Here is an 18,474-nt window from a genome sequence, read left to right as displayed (position 1 = left end):
TCATGACGAACCCGACCCGCACCTCCGAGAACCCGACCGCGCCCGGCCGCCGCGCCGGCCGGGCGGAATGGACCGCCCTCGGCGTGCTGATGCTGCCGCTGCTGCTGGTCTCGATGGACGTCTCCGTCCTCTACTTCGCGATCCCGTCGATCAACGCGGACCTGGAGCCGAGCGGCACCCAGCAGCTGTGGATCTTCGACATCTACGCGTTCGTACTGGCCGGCCTGCTGATGACGATGGGCTCGCTCGGCGACCGCATCGGCCACCGCAGGCTCCTGCTGATCGGCGCCGCCGCCTTCGGCGCCGCCTCGCTGGTGGCGGCGTACGCGCACAGCGCCGAGACCCTGATCGCGGCCCGCGCGGTCCTCGGCATCGGCGGCGCGACCCTGATGCCGTCGACGATGGCCCTGCTGCGCACGATGTTCACCGACCCCGGCCAGCGCGCGAAGGCGATCGGTCTGTGGTCCGGCGTGATGACGGCCGGGATCTCGCTCGGCTCGGTGATGAGCGGGGTACTGGTCGAGCACTTCTGGTGGGGCTCGGTCTTCCTGGTCAACCTGCCCGCGATGGCCCTGCTGCTGCTCCTCGGCCCGATGCTGCTCCCCGAGTCGAGGAACCCCTCCCCCGGTCGCTTCGACTGGCTGAGCGTCCCGCTGTCGATGGCCGCCGTACTTCCCGTGATCTACGGCCTCAAGGAGATCCCCTCGGAGGGCTGGAACGTCCGCTACGTCGTCTCGATCACCGTCGGCCTGCTCCTCGCGGCCCTGTTCGTCCACCGCCAGCGCACCACGGCCTCACCGATGATCGACCCGGCCCTGTTCCGCGGCCGCGGCTTCGCGCCCGCCGTCGCCCTGAACCTCGTCTCGGCGTTCGGGATCTTGGGGTCGGCCTACTTCACCACGCAGTACCTGCAGTCGGTGCTCGGCAAGAGCGCGCTGGAGTCGGCCCTGTGGGCGCTGCTGCCGTCGGTGCCGATCGGGGCCGCGGCGCCGATCGCGACCGCTCTGGTCCACAAGGGCGTCAACCGCGCCTACGTCGTCACCGCGGGCTTCGCGATCTCCGCGTGCGGCTTCGTGCTGCTGGCCCTCGCCGGTACGGATTCGATGTGGCTGGTGCTGGTCTCCTGCGCTGTCCTCGCGGTCGGCGGCGTCACCGTGATGTCCCAGATCATGGACCTCGCGATGGGCACCGCCCCGGTCGAGCGGGTCGGCACCGCGTCCTCCCTGATGGAGACCGGCGCGGAGTTCGGCGGCGCGCTGGGGATGGCGGTCCTCGGCTCCATCGGTACGGCCGTCTACCGCCACGACATCCCGGCCTCGGCGCCGGCTCCGGCCCGGGAGACCCTGGGCGGCGCGCTGGCGATCGCCGACCGCCTTCCGGGGCGCACGGGAGACGCCCTGGCGACGGCGGCACGCGAGGCTTTCACCAGCGGAATGCAGGGCGCGGCGGTGGCGGGCGCGGTGATATCGGCGGCAGCGGCGGCAGCGGCGGCGGTGACGCTGCGAAGGATCCAGGTGAAGTAAGGGAACACAAAAACGCCGGACGGGGCTGTTTCAGCCCGTCCGGCGTTTGAGGACACCACCTCAGACGAGGTTCACCGCACGAGCAGACGTCGCGCCGATCTCCGTCGCGACCTCCGCGAGCACGCCCGCCGGCACGGTGTCGTCGACGGTCAGGACCGCCAGCGCCTCGCCGCCCGCGGCCGCGCGGGCGACCTGCATGCCGGCGATGTTGATGCCCGCCTCGCCGAAGACCCGGCCCACGGTGCCGACGACGCCCGGACGGTCCTCGTACTTGAGGACGACCATGTGGTCGGCGAGCGCGAGGTCGACGTCGTACTCGCCGACGGCGACGATCTTCTGGAGGTGCTTCGGACCGGCCAGCGTGCCGGAGACCGACACCTCCTCGCCGTCCGAGAGCGTGCCGCGCACGGTGACGACGTTGCGGTGGTCGGCCGACTCGGAGCTGGTCGTCAGCCGCACCTCGACGCCGCGCTCCTGCGCGAACAGGGGCGCGTTGACGTACGAGACGGTCTCGTCGACGACGTCCTCGAAGACGCCCTTGAGGGCGCTGAGCTCCAGCACCTTCACGTCGTGCTGGGTGATCTCGCCGTAGACCTCGACGTCGAGGCGGACCGCGACCTCGCCGGCGAGCGCGGTGAAGATCCGGCCGAGGCGCTCGGCGAGCGGCAGACCGGGCTTGACGTCCTGGGCGATGACGCCGCCCTGGACGTTCACCGCGTCCGGCACGAGCTCACCCGCGAGGGCGAGGCGCACCGAGCGCGCGACCGCGATGCCGGCCTTCTCCTGCGCCTCGTCGGTGGAGGCGCCGAGGTGCGGGGTGGCCACGACCTGGTCGAACTCGAACAGCGGGGAGTCCGTGCAGGGCTCCTTCGCGTACACGTCGAGGCCGGCGCCGGCGACGCGGCCCTCCTTCAGCGCCGAGTACAGCGCCTCCTCGTCGACGATCCCGCCGCGCGCGGCGTTGACGATCCGCACGGTCGGCTTGACCTTGCGCAGCGCCTCGTCGCCGATCAGACCGACCGTCTCGGGGGTCTTCGGCAGGTGGACGGTGATGAAGTCGGAGACCTCGAGCAGCTCGTCCAGCGAGAGGACCTTGACGCCCATCTGGGCGGCGCGCGCGGGCTGGATGTAGGGGTCGTAAGCGACGACCTTCATGCCGAAGCCGGACATGCGCTGCGCGACGAGCGCGCCGATGCGGCCGAGGCCGACGACGCCGAGGGTCTTCTCGGCCAGCTCCACGCCCGTGTACTTGCTGCGCTTCCACTCGCCGTTCTTCAGCGCGGCGTTGGCCTGCGGGATGTGGCGGGCGGTGGCGAGCAGCAGACCGCAGGCCAGTTCGGCGGCGGTCACGATGTTGGAGGTCGGCGCGTTGACGACCATCACGCCGGCCTTGGTGGCGGAAGGCACGTCGACGTTGTCCAGGCCGACGCCGGCCCGGGCGACGACCTTCAGCTTGCCGGCGGCGGCGATCGCCTCGGCGTCGACCTTGGTGGCCGAGCGGATCAGGATCGCGTCGACGTCGGCGATGGCAGGGAGCAGTTCGGCTCGGTCCGCTCCGTTGCAGTGCCGGATCTCGAAGTCCGGGCCAAGCGCGTCCACAGTCGCGGGCGACAGCTCTTCAGCGATGAGTACGACAGGTTTCGAGCTCACGTGAGTCCTCACAAGTCATGGGGGCACCTCCCATGCCCTCCAGGCTATGGGGGAGCGTGCGGACGGCCGTCCCGACGGCCGCAGGCGGAGGAGGGGCTAGCCGCGTGGAGACGCACGACGCTGTGGGCCTGTAACGCGTATGTAGTCCAGCAGTCTAGTGCTGCCACGGAGGTCGCCTCACGTCTCCGTGGAATGATCACCCGGGCAGAGCTCCGCGACGGCGCCCCCGATGGCGCGCCGTCGCGGAGCGCGCGGCTTACGCCTCTTCGTTCACCCAGCTCATCAGCTTGCGGAGCTGCTTGCCGGTGGTCTCCAGCAGGTGCTCGGAGTCGGCCGTCTTGTACTCGTTGTACTTCTTCAGACCGCCGTGGTACTCGTCCATCCACTGCTGGGCGAAGGTGCCGTCCTGGATCTCCGCGAGAACCTGCTTCATCTCGGCCTTGGTGGCGTCGGTGATGATGCGCGGGCCGGTGACGTAGTCGCCCCACTCGGCGGTCTCGGAGACGCTCCAGCGCATCTTCTCCAGGCCGCCCTCGTACATGAGGTCCACGATCAGCTTCAGCTCGTGCAGGCACTCGAAGTAGGCGATCTCCGGCTGGTAGCCCGCCTCGACCAGCGTCTCGAAGCCGGCCTTCACCAGCGCCGAGGTGCCACCGCACAGCACGGCCTGCTCACCGAACAGGTCGGTCTCGGTCTCCTCGGTGAAGGTCGTCTTGATGACGCCCGCGCGCGTGCCGCCGATGCCCTTGGCGTACGACAGCGCCAGCGCGAAGGCGTTGCCCGTCGCGTCCTGCTCGACCGCGGCGATCGCGGGAACGCCACGGCCCTCTTCGTACTGACGGCGCACCAGGTGACCCGGGCCCTTGGGGGCGACGAGCGCCACGTCGACGCCGGCCGGGGCCTTGATGAAGCCGAAGCGGATGTTGAAGCCGTGCGCGAAGAACAGCGCGTCGCCGTCGTTCAGGTTCGGCGCGATGGACTCCTCGTAGACCTGGGCCTGGATCGGGTCCGGGATGAGGATCATGATGACGTCGGCCTCGGCGGCGGCCTCGGCGGGCGTCACCACGCGCAGGCCCTGCTCCTCGGCCTTGGCCTTGGACTTGGAGCCCTCGTGCAGACCGACGCGGACGTCGACACCCGAGTCACGGAGCGACAGCGCGTGGGCGTGGCCCTGGCTGCCGTAACCGATGACCGCGACCTTGCGGCCCTGGATGATGGACAGGTCGGCGTCGGCGTCGTAGAACAGCTCGGCCACTTTGGGTTCTCTCCTTGTGTGCAGGTGTTGCGTCCCACCGTATGACGGCGGGCGGAAGGGAAGTCTCGGGATCTCGGTATACGGGCGGGACACGGGCGGGACGGTGACGCCGCCCCGCCCGTTCTCCCTGCTTACGCCGACCGGTCGAGCGCGCGCAGCGAGCGGTCGGTGATCGAACGGGCGCCGCGGCCGATGGCGATCGTGCCGGACTGGACCAGCTCCTTGATGCCGTACGGTTCCAGCATCTTGAGCATGGCGGACAGCTTGTCGTGGCTGCCGGTGGCCTCGATGGTCACGGCCTCCGGGGAGACGTCGACCGTCTTGGCGCGGAACAGCTGCACGATCTCGACGATCTGGGAGCGCGTCTCGTTGTCGGAGCGCACCTTCACCAGAACGAGTTCGCGGTGAACGGCGGTTCCGGGCTCCAGTTCGACGATCTTCAGCACTTCGACGAGCTTGTTGAGCTGCTTGGTGACCTGCTCCAGCGGCAGGGCTTCGACGCTCACCACGATCGTGATGCGGGAGATGTCGGCGTGCTCGGTGACGCCGACGGCGAGCGAGTCGATGTTGAAGCCTCGGCGGGAGAACAGGGCGGCGATCCTGGCCAGGATGCCCGGCTTGTTCTCCACCAGGACGGAGAGCGTGTGCTTGGACATGTCTTGTTTACGTCTCTCTCGCTCAGTCGTCTTCGTTGTCGCCGAAGTCGGGGCGGACGTCCCGGGCGGCCATGATCTCGTCGTTGGAGGTGCCGGCGGCGACCATCGGCCACACCATGGCGTCCTCGTGGACGATGAAGTCGACGACGACCGGGCGGTCGTTGATCGAGTTCGCCTCTTCGATGACCTTGTCGAGGTCGTCCGGGGACTCGCAGCGGATCGCGTAGCAGCCCATGGCCTCCGACAGCTTCACGAAGTCGGGGACGCGGGTGCCGCGGGCGTCGGGGTTGACGTCGTTGGGGCCGCTGTGCAGCACGGTGTTGGAGTACCGCTGGTTGTAGAACAGGGTCTGCCACTGGCGGACCATCCCGAGGGCGCCGTTGTTGATGATGGCGACCTTGATCGGGATGTTGTTCAGGGCGCAGGTGGTGAGTTCCTGGTTGGTCATCTGGAAGCAGCCGTCGCCGTCGATCGCCCAGACCGTCCGGTCCGGGGCGCCGGCCTTGGCGCCCATCGCGGCCGGGACCGCGTAGCCCATGGTGCCCGCGCCGCCGGAGTTCAGCCAGGTGGCGGGCTTCTCGTACTGGATGAAGTGGGCGGCCCACATCTGGTGCTGGCCGACGCCCGCGGCGAAGATCGTGCCCTCGGGGGCGAGCTGCCCGACGCGCTCGATGACCTGCTGCGGGGAGAGCGAGCCGTCGGAGGGCTGGTCGTAGCCGAGCGGGTAGGAGTCGCGCCAGCGGCTCAGGTCCTTCCACCAGGCGCTGTAGTCGCCCTGCTGGCCCTCGCTGTGCTCCTTCTGGACGGCCTGGACCAGATCCGCGATGACCTCGCGCGCGTCCCCGACGATCGGCACGTCGGCGGCGCGGTTCTTGCCGATCTCGGCCGGGTCGATGTCCGCGTGGACGATCTTGGCGTACGGGGCGAAGCTGTCCAGCTTGCCGGTCACGCGGTCGTCGAAGCGGGCGCCGAGGGCGACGATCAGGTCGGCCTTCTGCAGACCGGTGACGGCGGCGACGGAGCCGTGCATGCCGGGCATGCCCAGGTGCAGCGGGTGGCTGTCGGGGAACGCGCCCAGCGCCATCAGCGTGGTGGTGACGGGTGCGCCGGTCAGCTCGGCGAGGACCTTCAGCTCGGCGGTCGCGCCGGCCTTGAGGACGCCGCCGCCGACGTACAGGATCGGCCGCTTGGCGGCGGTGATCAGCTTGGCGGCCTCGCGGATCTGCTTGGCGTGCGGCTTGGTCACCGGGCGGTAGCCGGGCAGGTCCATGACCGGCGGCCAGGAGAACGTGGTCTTCGCCTGGAGGGCGTCCTTGGCGATGTCGACCAGGACCGGGCCGGGGCGGCCGGTGGAGGCGATGTGGAAGGCCTGCGCGATGACCCGCGGGATGTCCTCGGCCTTGGTGACCAGGAAGTTGTGCTTGGTGATCGGCATGGTGATGCCGACGATGTCCGCCTCCTGGAAGGCGTCCGTGCCGATCGCCTTCGACGCCACCTGACCGGTGATCGCCACGAGCGGCACCGAGTCCATGTGGGCGTCCGCGATCGGGGTGACCAGGTTGGTCGCACCGGGGCCCGAGGTGGCCATGCAGACGCCGACCCGGCCGGTGGCCTGCGCGTAGCCGGTGGCCGCGTGACCGGCGCCCTGCTCGTGCCGGACCAGGACGTGACGGACCCGCGAGGAGTCCATCAGCGGGTCGTATGCGGGAAGGATCGCACCGCCGGGGATGCCGAATACCGTGTCGGCGCCGACCTCCTCGAGCGAACGGATGAGGGACTGCGCACCCGTCACTTGCTCGACGGACGCGGAGTGCTGTCCTCCGGATCGGGGCCGTGGCTGCGGATGGGCCCCGGTGGCCTGCTCGGTCATCGGCATTCTCTTCTCGATGCTGAGGGTTTTACTGAGGGTCTTGCTGGGGTGCTGCGGGTTTTGTGCAACAAAAAACCCCTCGTGCCAGAAGGCAAGCGAGGGGAGCGCGCCGGGTGTGGGTCGCTGTGAGTTCCGGGTCCTCCCGGTCGTCACCAGCGTCAGCCGACGCGCTTTCCAAGTACGAGAATTCGGGTGCGCATGGCATTGACCCTCCCCCTGGCGCGCACCGACTGTCAAGTGGGTGGGACGGGAGTCTCATTATGTGAGCGAAGGGCACTTCCGCTCCCCAGGACGGCTGTCACTCCGGCGGTCACTCCACTGGTGTACACCCCCGCGCCGCCGCCCGCGAACGCGGGCTCGGCGGGCCCGTGCGGCACCGGGTAGCGGCCGGTCGCGAGCCCCCGGCGCAGCCGGTACTCGTCGAGCGGCCCGGAGAACGCCATGCCCTGGCCGTGCGTGCAGCCCAGCGCGCGCAGGGCGACGACCTGCTCGGGCAGGTCCACGCCGTCGGCCACGGACTGCAGCCCGAGATCGCCGGCGATCCGCAGCAGCCCCCCGGTGATCTTGTGCAACCGCGCGGACTCGACGACCCCCTCGACCAGCGAGCGGTCGAGCTTGAGCACGTCGACGGGGAGCCGGCGCAGCGCCGTGAAGGCCGCGTAGCCGTTGCCGAAGCCGTCCAGCGCGATGCGGACGCCGAGGCGCCGCAGGGCCCCCAGGCGGCGCTCCAGCTCGTCCAGCGGGACCCTGGGGTCGGTGTCCGACAGCTCGACCACCAGCGACCCGGACGGCAGCCCGTGCCGCGTCAGCAGGGCCTCCACCGAGCCCAGCGGCATCGACCGGTCCAGCAGCCGCCGGGCGCCCACCCGTACGACCACCGGCACGGTCAGCCCGCTCGCGGCCCGGTCAGCGGCCTGTTCGACGGCCTCCTCCAGGAGCCAGCGGTCCAGCTCGGCCGTCTTGTCGCTGTCCTCCGCGACCCGCAGGAACTCGGCGGGCGTGAACAGCACCCCTTGGGAGGAGCGCCAGCGGGCCTGCGCGGCGACCGACGAGATCCGGCCGTCCTCCAGGCGCACCACGGGCTGGTGCAGCAGGGCGAACTCGCCGTCGTGCAGTGCGGCACGCAGCCGCGTGGCCAGCTCCGCCTTGCGGACGACGTCCTGCTGCATCTGCGGCTTGTACAGCTCGACCCGGCCCTTGCCGCCCGCCTTGGCGCGGTACATGGCGAGGTCGGCGTTGCGCAGCAGTTCACCGGTGCCGAGGCCCGGTTCGGCGAAGGCGACGCCGATGGAGGCGGCGACCCGGACCTCGTTGCCGTCGATCAGGTAGGGCTGCGAGAGCGTGAGCCTGAGCCGGTCGGCGAGTTCCAGTATGTGTCGTTCCCGGGCGGCCCGGTCGCGGGTGCCGTCGCCGACGATCAGGGCCGCGAACTCGTCGCCGCCCAGCCGGGAGGCGGTGTCGCCCTTGCGGACCGCGTCCTGGAGCCTGCGGGCGGCCTGGACCAGCAGTTCGTCCCCGGCCGCGTGGCCGATGGTGTCGTTGACGGCCTTGAAGCCGTCGAGGTCGATGAAGAGGACGGCCGTGTTGCGCAGGGCGGGGCCGCGGTCGGAGCTGCGGCGGCCGGACAGGGCCTGCTGGACGCGCCGGGTGAACAGCGCGCGGTTGGGCAGGTCGGTGAGCGGGTCGTGCTCGGCGTTGTGCTGGAGCTGCGCCTGGAGGCGCACCCGCTCGGTCACGTCCCGGCTGTTGAAGATCAGGCCGCCGTGGTGCCGGTTGACGGTCGACTCGACGTTGAGCCATCCCCCGTCGCCGGAGCGGAAGCGGCACTCGATGCGGGTGGTGGCTTCGTCCTGGGGGCTGGCGGCCAGGAAGCGGCGCACTTCGTGCACCACGCAGCCCAGGTCCTCCGGGTGGATGAGATCGGCCAGTTCGGTGCCCACCAGGGCTTCGGCGGGCCGTCCGTAGACCCCGACGGCGGCCGGGGAGACGTACCGCAGGATGCCGCTGGGGGCGGCGATCATGATGACGTCGCTGGAGCCCTGCACCAGGGAGCGGAAGTGGTTCTCCGCCTGTGCCAGTTCCTGGGTGAGGGTGATGTTGTCGAGCAGCATGATCGCCTGGCGCACCACGAGGGCGAGCACCACGGCGCCGCCGGTCAGCAGCACCACGCGGTCGACGCTGTGGCCGTTGAGGACGTTGTAGAGGATCCCCAGGGTGCAGACGGCGGCGGCGAGGTACGGGGTGAGGGCGGCCAGGGAGCCAGTGATGGGCCGGGTGGCCGGATACCGGGTGTGATCGCCGCCCTGCGGCGGGCTCTGCGGCGGGCTCTGCGGGGGTGTCTGCGCGGACGGGTGCGCGGATGTGTGCGCGGCGGCCTGCGCGGGGCCGGCCGGGCGGTGTCCGGGCGGCAGGTGCTCGTGCACCACGCGCGTGTGCCCCTCGTCCGTGGTCTGGCCGTGCCGCCGGGAGGCGGCCCAGGGCGCGTACGCCAGGAGCAGTGAGCCGGCGAACCAGCCCGCGTCGAGCAGTTGGCCCGAGCGGTAGTTGTTGTGCAGCAGCGGCGAGGTGAACAGGGCGTCGCACATCACGGTCAGCGCGAGTGCGCCGACGGCCGTGTTGACCGCCGTGCGGTTCACCGCGGTGCGCCGGAAGTGCAGCACCAGCACCATGCTCACCAGGGCGATGTCGAGCAGCGGATACGCCAGCGACAGCGCCGCGTGCGCCACGCTCGGCCCGTCGAGCTTCGCCGCCTGGGCGAGCGCGAGGCTCCAGGAGAGGGTGAGCAACGAGCCGGCGATCAGCCAGGCGTCCAGTGCCAGGCAGACCCAGCCCGCCTTCGTCATCGGTCGGGCGGCGAGCACGAGCAGCCCCACGATGGCGGGGGGCGCGAAGCAGAGGAAGAACAGGTCGGCGAGGCTGGGGCTGGGCACGGGCCGCCCCAGGACCACCTCGTACCACCCCCAGACCAGGTTGCCGAGGGCCGCCATCGTCGAGGAGAGCGCGAACAGCAGCCAGGCGGGTCGAAAGCGGACGCGGCGGGTGCGCGCGTACAGGAAGCACGAGACGGCGGCGGTGCCCGCCGCGGCGCTGAGCCCGAAGTCGCCCATGATCAGAGCGAGTTCGGCCGAACCCCAGCCGAGCGCGGAACCGGCGGCGTATCCCGCGCACAGCAGGGCCAGCAGCAGTTGGTGGGCGAGTTTCGATGCGGGGCCGCCCTTGGCCGGCGGCACGGTGCGTGGCGTCCCCGTCGAGGGCTGCGTCCGCAGCTTTCCGTCGAGGAGAGTCGTGGAGGTGGTGGGCGAGCTCACCGGGTCCTCCCGGTCCGCGTCGCTCCCGAATTCCTCGGGTCCGAGAACGCCGACGGTGCATGGCTCCTGTGGCGGTGCGTGCCGTGACCGTGCCTGCGCGCGGTCGATCCCCAGGGTCGCCGTCGGCGGCTCCGCCGCGTCGGATCGTTCGTCCATAGGCCGTGCATCGCCCGTCGCCCCCCTCACAAGTCTGAAATGTCCATCCCTCACGCCGAAAGTGCGCGGCGCAGCCCCTGTCGGGACGATACACCAGTCTCGTCACTCAGGGACATAGTTCCTCTACGCTGCGTGACGATCATCGGCATATGCGCCCGAAAGAGGTACGGACCGCGTTCGGGGGACTGCGGAGGGTGCCCGAACCGGACTACGGGAGTGCCGTGGTCGTCACGATCCGTTGGCCGTGCCCGTCGTAAGGATCACGTTGCGCAGCGGCTCCCGGTTCACGAAGCGGGCCAGCTGGTCAACCAGCAGGCGCTTGGCGCGGGGCAGGAAGGCGGAGGTGGGGCCGCCGACGTGCGGGCTGACGAGGACGCCCGGCGCGGTCCACAGCCGGTGACCCGGGGGCAGCGGTTCGGGGTCGGTGACGTCCAGCGCGGCGGTGATGCGGCCGGTCTCCAGTTCGGCGAGCAGCGCCTCGGTGTCCACGACCGCGCCGCGGGCCACGTTGACCAGCAGCGCGCCGTCCTTCATGCGGCCCAGGAAGTCGGCGTCGACCAGGCCGAGCGTGCTCTCGGTCAGCGGTGTGGACAGGATCACGACGTCCGCCTCGGGGAGCAGGGCGGGCAGTTCGGCGATCGGATGCACGGGCCCGCGCGCCGTCGTGCGCCAGGAGCGCGCGACGCGCGCCACCCGCGCCACCTCGAAGGGCACGAGCCGGTCCTCGATGGCGGAGCCGATGGAGCCGTATCCGACGATGAGCACGTTCTTGTCGGCGAGCGCGGGGTGGAATCCGCTCTGCCACAGCCCGTTGTCCTGGGCGCGCACGAAGTCGGGGATGCCGCGCAGGGCGGCGAGGGTCAAGGTGAGCGCGAGCTCGGCGGTGCTCGCCTCGTGCACCCCGCGCGCATTGCACAGCCGCACCCCGGGCACGAGGTCGGCCAGCTGCATTCGGACGTCGTCGACGCCGGCGCTGAGCGTCTGGACGACCTGGAGGCGGCGCATCTGCGACAGCGGCCGCACCTTCACGGACTGCTGCTTCAGGTACGGCACCACATAGAAGGCGCACTGCGCGGGGTCGCCCGGGAACTCCTGGTCGCCGGCGTCTCCGCCGTCCCAGAAGCGGTAGTTGAGTCCCTCCGGAAGGCCGTCGATGTCTTCGGGCGGGAGGGGCAGCCACACGTCGCGTGCCATGTCAGAGCTCATGGTCAGGAGGCTATGTCAGGCACACGTCGACACAGAGGTTAGGTTGGGGGGTCTGGAGAGGGAGGGTTTCGGGCAGGTGGAGCGCAGGAGGATCGGCGCGGGGGCGCTCGAGGTGGGGTCCGTCGGACTCGGGTGCATGCCGATGAGCTGGGCGTACAGCGGGTCGCGGCAGCGGGGCGACGAGTCGCTCAGGGCGGTGCACCGGGCGCTGGACGCGGGTTCGTCCCTGCTGGACACCGCCGACATGTACGGCCCGTTCACCAACGAGCTCCTGGTGGGGCGGGTGTTGAAGGAGCGGCGCGGGGACGCGTTCGTGTCGACGAAGGTCGGTCTGCTCGTCGGTGAGCAGCACATCGTGGCCAACGGCCGTCCCGGGTATGTGAAGCGGGCCTGCGACGCCTCTCTGCGACGGCTGCAGACAGACGTCATCGATCTCTACCAGTTGCACCGCGCCGACCCCGAGGTCCCGGTCGAGGAGACCTGGGGGGCGATGGCCGAGCTGGTCGGGGCGGGCAAGGTGCGGGCGCTGGGGCTGTGCGCGGTGGGGGCGCGGGGCGGTCGGCGATCCGGTGGGCGGCTGCACGACGGAACGATTCGGCAGTTGCGGCGCGTGCAGCAGGTCTTCCCGGTGAGCACGGTGGAGGCCGAGCTGTCGGTGTGGTCGCCGGAGGCGCTGGACGCCCTGCTGCCGTGGTGCGAGGCGCGCGGTGTCGGCTTTGTGGCGGCGATGCCGCTCGGCAACGGCTTCCTCACGGGCACGCTGACCCCCGGCGAGGGCTTCGAGCCCGACGACATGCGGGCCCGGCACCCCCGTTTCACCGCCGAGATGATGGCCGCGAACCAGCCGATCGTCGCCGGTCTGCGCCGGATCGCCGCCCGGCACGGGGACGCGGTGACGGCGGCGCAGGTGGCGCTGGCCTGGGTGCTGGCGCAGGGCCGGCACGTCGTCCCGGTGCCCGGCGCCAAGCACGAGCGCTGGGTGACGGAGAACGCGGAGGCGTCCGCGCTGCGTCTGACGCCGCAGGATCTGGCGGAGGTGGCGGAACTGCCGGGGGCACGGGGATCGTGGGAGTGAGCGCCGCTCTTGGATCCCGTTCCCGGGTCCCGGATCCCCTTCCCGGGTCCCGCGTTCGGGTCGGGTCGACGCGGATCGGGAACCCCTGAGGCGTCTGCGGCGTAGGACAGGTGGAGCCTGCACAAGGCGCCTCCGTGTCGAAGGGACATGATCGTGCGACGTCGAGCTGTGTCGGCCGTGTTGGCCACGAGCGCACTCCTGCTGACGGCCGGCTGTTCCTCCGACACCGGAGGAACAGCCGGGGCCGAGGCAAGCGCCTCCCCGAGAGGCACGACGACGGCGTCCGCGTCCTCGCCGTCCGCCGAGGAGACCCCGCCCGCGAAGGGCACGGTCAAGGTGGTGCGCACGGTCGCCGAGGGCCTGAACAGCCCCTGGGGCCTGGCGCCGCTCCCCGAGGGCGGCCTGCTGGTCGCCTCGCGCGACGAGGGGACGATCACGCTGGTGGACGACAAGACGGGCGAGAAGACCGGGGTCGGCGAGGTGCCGGGCGTCTCCGCCGCGGGCGAGGGCGGCCTGCTGGGCCTGGCCCTCTCCCCTGACTACGCCTCGGACCACATGGTCTACGCGTACTTCACCTCGGCCTCGGACAACCGCATCGTCCGCATGATCTACGACCCGAAGCGGCCCGCCGGAAATCAGCTGGGAGCGCCCGACACGGTCTTCAAGGGCATCCCGAAGGGCACGATCCACAACGGCGGCCGGATCGCCTTCGGCCCGGACAAGATGCTGTACGTCGGCACGGGCGAAAGCGGCGACCGAGGGCTGTCCCAGGACAAGAAGTCCCTGGGCGGCAAGATCCTGCGGCTGACCCCGGAGGGCGAACCGGCCCCCGGCAACCCGTTCCCGGACTCTCCGGTGTACTCGTACGGCCACCGCAATGTGCAGGGGCTGGCCTGGGACTCCAAGCAGCGTCTGTTCGCAGCGGAGTTCGGCCAGAACACATGGGACGAACTGAACGCGATCGAGCCCGGCGCGAACTACGGCTGGCCGAAAACGGAGGGCAGGTCGAAGGACGACGCCTACAAGAACCCGATAGCCCAGTGGGGCACCGCCGACGCCTCTCCCAGCGGCATCGCCTACGCCGAGGGCTCCATCTGGATGGCCGGGCTGAGGGGACAGCGTCTGTGGCGCATCCCGCTGAAGGGCACGGCGGCCTCGGCGGACCCGCAGTCCTTCCTCGAGGGCGAGTACGGCCGGCTGCGCACGGTGGTGTCGGCGGGCGGCGACAAACTCTGGGTCACGACCAGCAACACGGACGGCCGCGGCGACCCGAAGACGGGGGACGACCGCATTCTGGAGCTTCAGGTGACCTGACGCTCCGCTGGAGACCAGAAGGTCCGGTACCTCGTCAGCGGGTCCGTCGCGGCCGGCCGCGCAGTTCCCCGCGCCCCTTCAGGCCCCGTCCTCCTGCGCCGCCTCGGGTGCCCGCACCACGACCTTGCCGGACGCGAGGTCTATCGGTCCCCGCCCGGGATCGGCGTCCCCGACGTCCTCCCGGGTCAGCTCCAGCCTGTTCTGCTCGTCCCGGGTGTGCTTGCGGCCCGGTGCGAAGAGTTCCTCGAAGGCGTTGAACATCGCTGTCCCCTCCTGGTGGCCTGCCGCCATTATCGCGTCACCGCCCCCTCCCCCGCCCCCGGCGGGAACAGGTCCAGTCGGTGAGCCAGGGCCGCTGCCTCTCCGCGGCCGGTGACGTCCAGCTTGGCGAGGATGTTCGAGACGTGGACGCTCGCTGTCTTCGGGGAGATGAAGAGCTCCTCGGCGATCTGGCGGTTGGTGCGGCCAGCCGCGACCAGGCGCAGGACGTCGCGTTCCCGGCTGGTGAGGCCGAGCGTCGTGAGAGGGTCGGCCGAGGCTTCCGGGCGGTCCGCGGCGAGGGCCAGCGGGAGCCGGGCGCGCCGGGCGAGCAGCGTCACGGCTTCGGTGACGGGGTGGGCGCCGAGGTGGGTGGCGACCGCGCGGGCGAGGCGGAGGAGTTCCGCGGCCCGGTCGCGTTCGTCGTCGCCGCCGACCGAGAGGAGCGCCTCGGCGAGGCGGAGCCGGGTGCGGGCCAGGTCGTAGGGGCGTTCGAGGCGCTCGAAGGCGGCGACCACCTCGGACCAGTCGTCCGGGTCGGTGCGGCCCTCGGCGCGCAGGAGTTCGGCGCGGACCCAGCGTTCGTGGGCCTGCCAGACGGGGGCGAGCGTGGCGAGCTGCTTGGCGGCGGCGCGGATCCGGTCGAGGAGGTCGGCGCGACCGGGTTCGGCGGCCGGCAGCCCACGGGCGTCGCCCTCCGCGCAGGCGGCGGCGAGCAGCAGGGGCCAGGCGTGGTTCTGGGCGCCGGGCGGGAAGTCGCGGTCGAGGAGGGCCGCGAGGCAGGCGCGGGCGTCCGGCAGGCGCCCCTCGGCCGCGGCGAGTCCGATGGCGAGGCGGGCGAGGGGGAAGTGGTGCTGGGGCGCGTGTTCATGGGCGGCGAAGAAGTCCTGCCCGGCGGCGAGTTGGCGGCCGGTCTCCGCGAAGTCGCCTCGGGCGAAGGCGAGTTCGGCGCACATGGTGGCGTGCGTGCCGCGGATCGCCACGCCCTGGCCGAGCCGTCCGGCGAGGGCGCAGGCGCGGTCCGCCTCCTCCCAGCGGCCCAGGGAGAACAAGGACTCGGTGAGGTTGGTCGCCGTCCAGGCCTCGGTGTCGGGCAGTCCGTGGCGCGCGGCGAAGGCGAGGCCCTTCTCCAGGATCGGGACGGCCTCCCGGGAGCGGCCGACCGCCTCCAGTTCGGAGGGCAGGTTGACGTAGGCGTTGAGGGCGACGGACGGCATGTCCTCGGCGAGGGCGCGTTCCCTGACCTCGTGCAGTTCCGCGAGCCCGGCCTCGATATGGCCGGCGTGGACCATGAGGACGCCGAGGATCTGGCGGGAGTTGAGCTCGGTCTCGCGGGCGCCGACCAGACGGGCGTACTCCACGGCCCGCTCGGCGTCGGCGAAGGCGTCGGGGCCGGGGGCGTGGACCATGCACCAGTTGGCGATGTGGACGAGCACCTCGGCGTGCACCTCGCTGGGCGGCAGACCGCGCACCAGGTCCTGGGCGGTGGCCAGTTCCTCGCGGCCGCTGCCCCGACCCAGGGAGCGCACCAGCCGGGAGCGCTGCACCCAGAACCAGGCGGAGCGCAGGGGATCGTTGTCGTCGTCCAGCAGGCGCAGCGCGCGCTTGGTGATCTTCAGGGCGCGTTCGCGTTCCCCGCAGTAGCGGCCGGCGACGGCGGCCTCGGCCATGAGGTCGAGGTAGCGCAACGGGGTGGTGGCCGGGTCGCAGCCGCAGGGAGGGAAGGACTCGGTGTAGTCGACCGGGCGCAGGGCGGCCCGGATGTCCTCGGGCGCGGTCTCCCACAGTTCCATCGCCCGTTCCAGGAGCCGCAGTTGCTCGCTGTAGGCGCGCCGGGAGCGGGCCTCGACGGACGCGTCCAGGACGGCGGGGAGGGCCTTCGCCGGGTCGTGCGCGTGGTACCAGTAGCTGGCCAGCCGCATGACGCGCTCTTCGCCGGGGACGAGGGTCGGGTCCGTCTGGAGGGCTTCGGCGTAGCGGCGGTTGAGGCGGGAGCGTTCGCCTGGCAGGAGGTCGTCGCTCACGGCCTCGCGGACGAGGGAGTGGCGGAACCGGTAGCCGTCGCCGGCTGGGGTGGCGAGCAGGAGGTTGGCGTTCACGGCGGCGCGCAGGGCCTCGATGAGCTCGTCCTCGGTGAGCCGGGCGACGGCGTCGAGCAGCCGGGACTCGACCGTGGAGCCGCCCTCGGCGACGATCCGGGCGATTTTCTGGGCGCCCTCGGGCAGCGCCTCGACGCGGACGAGCAGCAGGTCACGCAGGGTGTCGGTGAGGCCGGTCGGGGAGCCCTCGTGGGCGGCGACGGCGAGTTCCTCGACGAAGAAGGCGTTGCCGTCGGAGCGTCGGAAGATGTCGTCGACCTGGTCGGGGTCGGGTTCCTGGGCCAGGATCCCGGCGATCTGGCGGCAGACCTCGTCGCGGGTGAGGCGGGCGAGTTCGAGGCGCCGGACGGTGCGCAGCCGGTCGAGTTCGGCGAGCAGGGGGCGCAGCGGGTGGCGGCGGTGGATGTCGTCGGCGCGGTAGGTGGCGAGGACGACGAGGCGGCCGGTGCGCAGGGTGCGCAGCAGGTAGGACAGGAGGTGGCGGGTGGAGGCGTCGGCCCAGTGCAGGTCCTCCAGGGCGAGGACGACCGTGCGGTCGGCGGCGACGCGTTCCAGGAGGCGGGCGGTGAGTTCGAAGAGCCGTGCCATGCCCTCCTCGTCGTGCCGGCCGGTGCCGCTGCGGCCCAACTCCGGCAGCAGCCGGGCGAGTTCCTCCTCCTGACCGGCCGCGGCGGCGGCCAGTTCGTCGGGCAGGGCCCGGCGCAGGGCGCGCAGCGCCGTGGAGAACGGGGCGAAGGGCAGTCCGTCGGCGCCGATCTCGACGCAGCCGCCGAGTGCGACGACCGCGCCCAGGCGGTGGGCGGCCGTGGCGAACTCCTCGACGAGCCGGGTCTTGCCTACCCCGGCCTCGCCGCCGATGAGCAGCGCCTGCGGCTCTCCCGCGGCGGCGCGGGCGAGCGCGTCGTTCAGGGTGTCCAACTCGTCGGCGCGACCGACGAAGACGGGGCTGACGGACCTGGTCTCCACGGGGGCGAGCATCGCACGCGGGTGCGCGGACGGCCCAGCGGTTATCGCCGGGCCGCCCAGGCTCTCGGCGGAAGGGCGGCCGACCCCTGTGCGGCCGCCCTCCGCCACCGTGCCAACCCCCGCCCGGGGGTTCACGCCGGCCGGGCGAACCGGAGCCGGCGGAGGCGGCTGGTATGCGATTCGCTCTCGGCGCCGCCGTCCGACCGTTCGGCGGCGGCGCGTTGGGCGGCCTCTCGGCGGGCGGCGCGAGCGCCGCGGACGGCCTCGCGGACCTGCCGCTCGTGTGCGGCCTGGCGGAGCAGTTCGGCGGAACGGGCCTGCTGAAGCTCGTGCTCGTACATGGTGTGTGTCCCCTGAGGTCGGTGTTTCCGGCTTCGCTCGTTGCGATGCCTCAACCTTCGTCTCCCAGGGGGGTCCGCCACATCGGGAGAGTTCCGCATCTTCGGCGGGGGGCGGGGCCTTAGACGCGCCCGAGGGGCCCCAGGCCCGCCGTAAGGTGCTTACGGCGGGCCTAAGACCCCTCGTGACGTGCGGGTACTCAGCTCGCGGAAGGCAGGCCGAGCAGCGCGTCGGTGTACTTCAGGACGGCCAGGAGCAGTCCGATGACGCCGAGCGCGACGCCGGCCCAGGAGACCGACTTGATCCAGGCCGCCTGCGGACGGGCGGGGTTGCCGAAGGCCGGGCGAGCCAGCACGACGACGCCGACGACCAGCGCGGCCAGCGCGAACAGGCCGCCCCACAGCGCGGTGGTCTGCCAGGCGTCGCCGTAGATGACCTCGATCTGCTTGGAGACGCTCACGTTCGTGCTCGACGAGGTCTCCAGCTGGCCGACGAGGGTCTGGCGGGCCCCGGCGACCGTGCCGATCCAGCTGCCGGTGAGCGACACGAAGCCGAGCACGGCGGCGACGACGGCGCCCGCGCCCTGGCCGACGCCGGTGGGACCCTCCTCGGCGACGAGTTCGTCGGCGCCTTCCTCGAAGTCCGCGGCCTCGTCGGTCTCGTCGGCCTCGTCGGTCTCCTGGGGCCGCGTCGCCTCTGCCGAGGCGTCGGTCTTGCTGACGTCCACCTTCTCGTCGTCGGTCTTCGTCTCGGGGCCGGTCTCTGCGCCGGCCTCGTCAACAGTCTTGGTTCCCATACC

The 18,474-nt window shown here is 71.6% G+C and carries 13 protein-coding genes; 3 read left to right on the top strand and 10 right to left on the bottom strand.

Annotated features, from left to right (window positions below; all coding sequences use genetic code 11):
- Positions 1 to 2: 2 nt before the first annotated feature.
- Positions 3 to 1,523 (top strand): MFS transporter, encoded by a 1,521-nt coding sequence (locus AB0J04_RS11930; RefSeq protein WP_363168227.1) that lies wholly within the window; start codon positions 3 to 5, stop codon positions 1,521 to 1,523.
- Positions 1,524 to 1,583: 60 nt separating this feature from the next.
- On the opposite strand, the gene serA is transcribed toward AB0J04_RS11930, so the two are convergent.
- The 6 genes from serA to AB0J04_RS11900 all read right to left on the bottom strand — a co-directional run bounded on the left by serA (position 1,584) and on the right by AB0J04_RS11900 (position 11,612).
- Entirely contained in the window at positions 1,584 to 3,173 is a 1,590-nt protein-coding gene (serA, locus tag AB0J04_RS11925; RefSeq protein ID WP_363168226.1) for a phosphoglycerate dehydrogenase, read from the bottom strand.
- 256 nt (positions 3,174 to 3,429) lie between these two features.
- Positions 3,430 to 4,428, bottom strand: a complete 999-nt coding sequence (ilvC, locus tag AB0J04_RS11920) for a ketol-acid reductoisomerase (protein ID WP_363168225.1) — start codon at positions 4,426 to 4,428, stop codon at positions 3,430 to 3,432.
- A 131-nt stretch (positions 4,429 to 4,559) separates the two neighbouring features.
- Positions 4,560 to 5,084, bottom strand: a complete 525-nt coding sequence (gene ilvN / locus AB0J04_RS11915) for an acetolactate synthase small subunit (RefSeq protein WP_363168224.1) — start codon at positions 5,082 to 5,084, stop codon at positions 4,560 to 4,562.
- 22 nt (positions 5,085 to 5,106) lie between these two features.
- The gene (locus AB0J04_RS11910; RefSeq protein WP_363168223.1) at positions 5,107 to 6,954 is read right to left on the bottom strand and encodes an acetolactate synthase large subunit; all 1,848 of its coding nucleotides are present in this window, start codon (positions 6,952 to 6,954) and stop codon (positions 5,107 to 5,109) included.
- A gap of 233 nt (positions 6,955 to 7,187) precedes the next feature.
- Positions 7,188 to 10,262, bottom strand: a complete 3,075-nt coding sequence (locus tag AB0J04_RS11905) for an EAL domain-containing protein (protein ID WP_363168270.1) — start codon at positions 10,260 to 10,262, stop codon at positions 7,188 to 7,190.
- A gap of 384 nt (positions 10,263 to 10,646) precedes the next feature.
- The gene (locus AB0J04_RS11900) at positions 10,647 to 11,612 is read right to left on the bottom strand and encodes a 2-hydroxyacid dehydrogenase (RefSeq protein WP_363168269.1); all 966 of its coding nucleotides are present in this window, start codon (positions 11,610 to 11,612) and stop codon (positions 10,647 to 10,649) included.
- An 88-nt stretch (positions 11,613 to 11,700) separates the two neighbouring features.
- Between AB0J04_RS11900 and AB0J04_RS11895 the strand changes: the two genes are divergently transcribed.
- On the top strand, positions 11,701 to 12,699 hold the full coding sequence (locus AB0J04_RS11895) for an aldo/keto reductase (protein ID WP_363168222.1): 999 nt from the start codon (positions 11,701 to 11,703) through the stop codon (positions 12,697 to 12,699).
- Positions 12,700 to 12,846: 147 nt separating this feature from the next.
- Positions 12,847 to 14,013 (top strand): PQQ-dependent sugar dehydrogenase, encoded by a 1,167-nt coding sequence (locus tag AB0J04_RS11890; RefSeq protein WP_363168221.1) that lies wholly within the window; start codon positions 12,847 to 12,849, stop codon positions 14,011 to 14,013.
- Positions 14,014 to 14,091: 78 nt separating this feature from the next.
- Here the strand turns inward: AB0J04_RS11890 and AB0J04_RS11885 are convergent, their stop codons facing one another.
- The 4 genes from AB0J04_RS11885 to AB0J04_RS11870 form a co-directional block, all read right to left on the bottom strand.
- Positions 14,092 to 14,274, bottom strand: coding sequence for a DUF6191 domain-containing protein (locus AB0J04_RS11885; protein ID WP_363168220.1), 183 nt, complete (start codon positions 14,272 to 14,274; stop codon positions 14,092 to 14,094).
- A gap of 29 nt (positions 14,275 to 14,303) precedes the next feature.
- Complete coding sequence (locus tag AB0J04_RS11880; RefSeq protein ID WP_363168219.1) at positions 14,304 to 17,348, bottom strand: AAA family ATPase; 3,045 nt, start codon at positions 17,346 to 17,348, stop codon at positions 14,304 to 14,306.
- A gap of 119 nt (positions 17,349 to 17,467) precedes the next feature.
- Entirely contained in the window at positions 17,468 to 17,677 is a 210-nt protein-coding gene (locus AB0J04_RS11875; RefSeq protein WP_363168218.1) for a hypothetical protein, read from the bottom strand.
- A gap of 197 nt (positions 17,678 to 17,874) precedes the next feature.
- A complete protein-coding gene (locus tag AB0J04_RS11870; RefSeq protein WP_363168217.1) occupies positions 17,875 to 18,471 on the bottom strand; it encodes a hypothetical protein in 597 nt (198 codons plus the stop codon).
- Between the last annotated feature and the right edge of the window lie 3 nt (positions 18,472 to 18,474).

Source organism: Streptomyces sp. NPDC050263, assembly GCF_040655955.1.
GTDB lineage: Bacteria > Actinomycetota > Actinomycetes > Streptomycetales > Streptomycetaceae > Streptomyces.
Note: the sequence above shows the minus strand (reverse complement) of the source record. Positions and strands in the feature narration are given on the sequence as shown.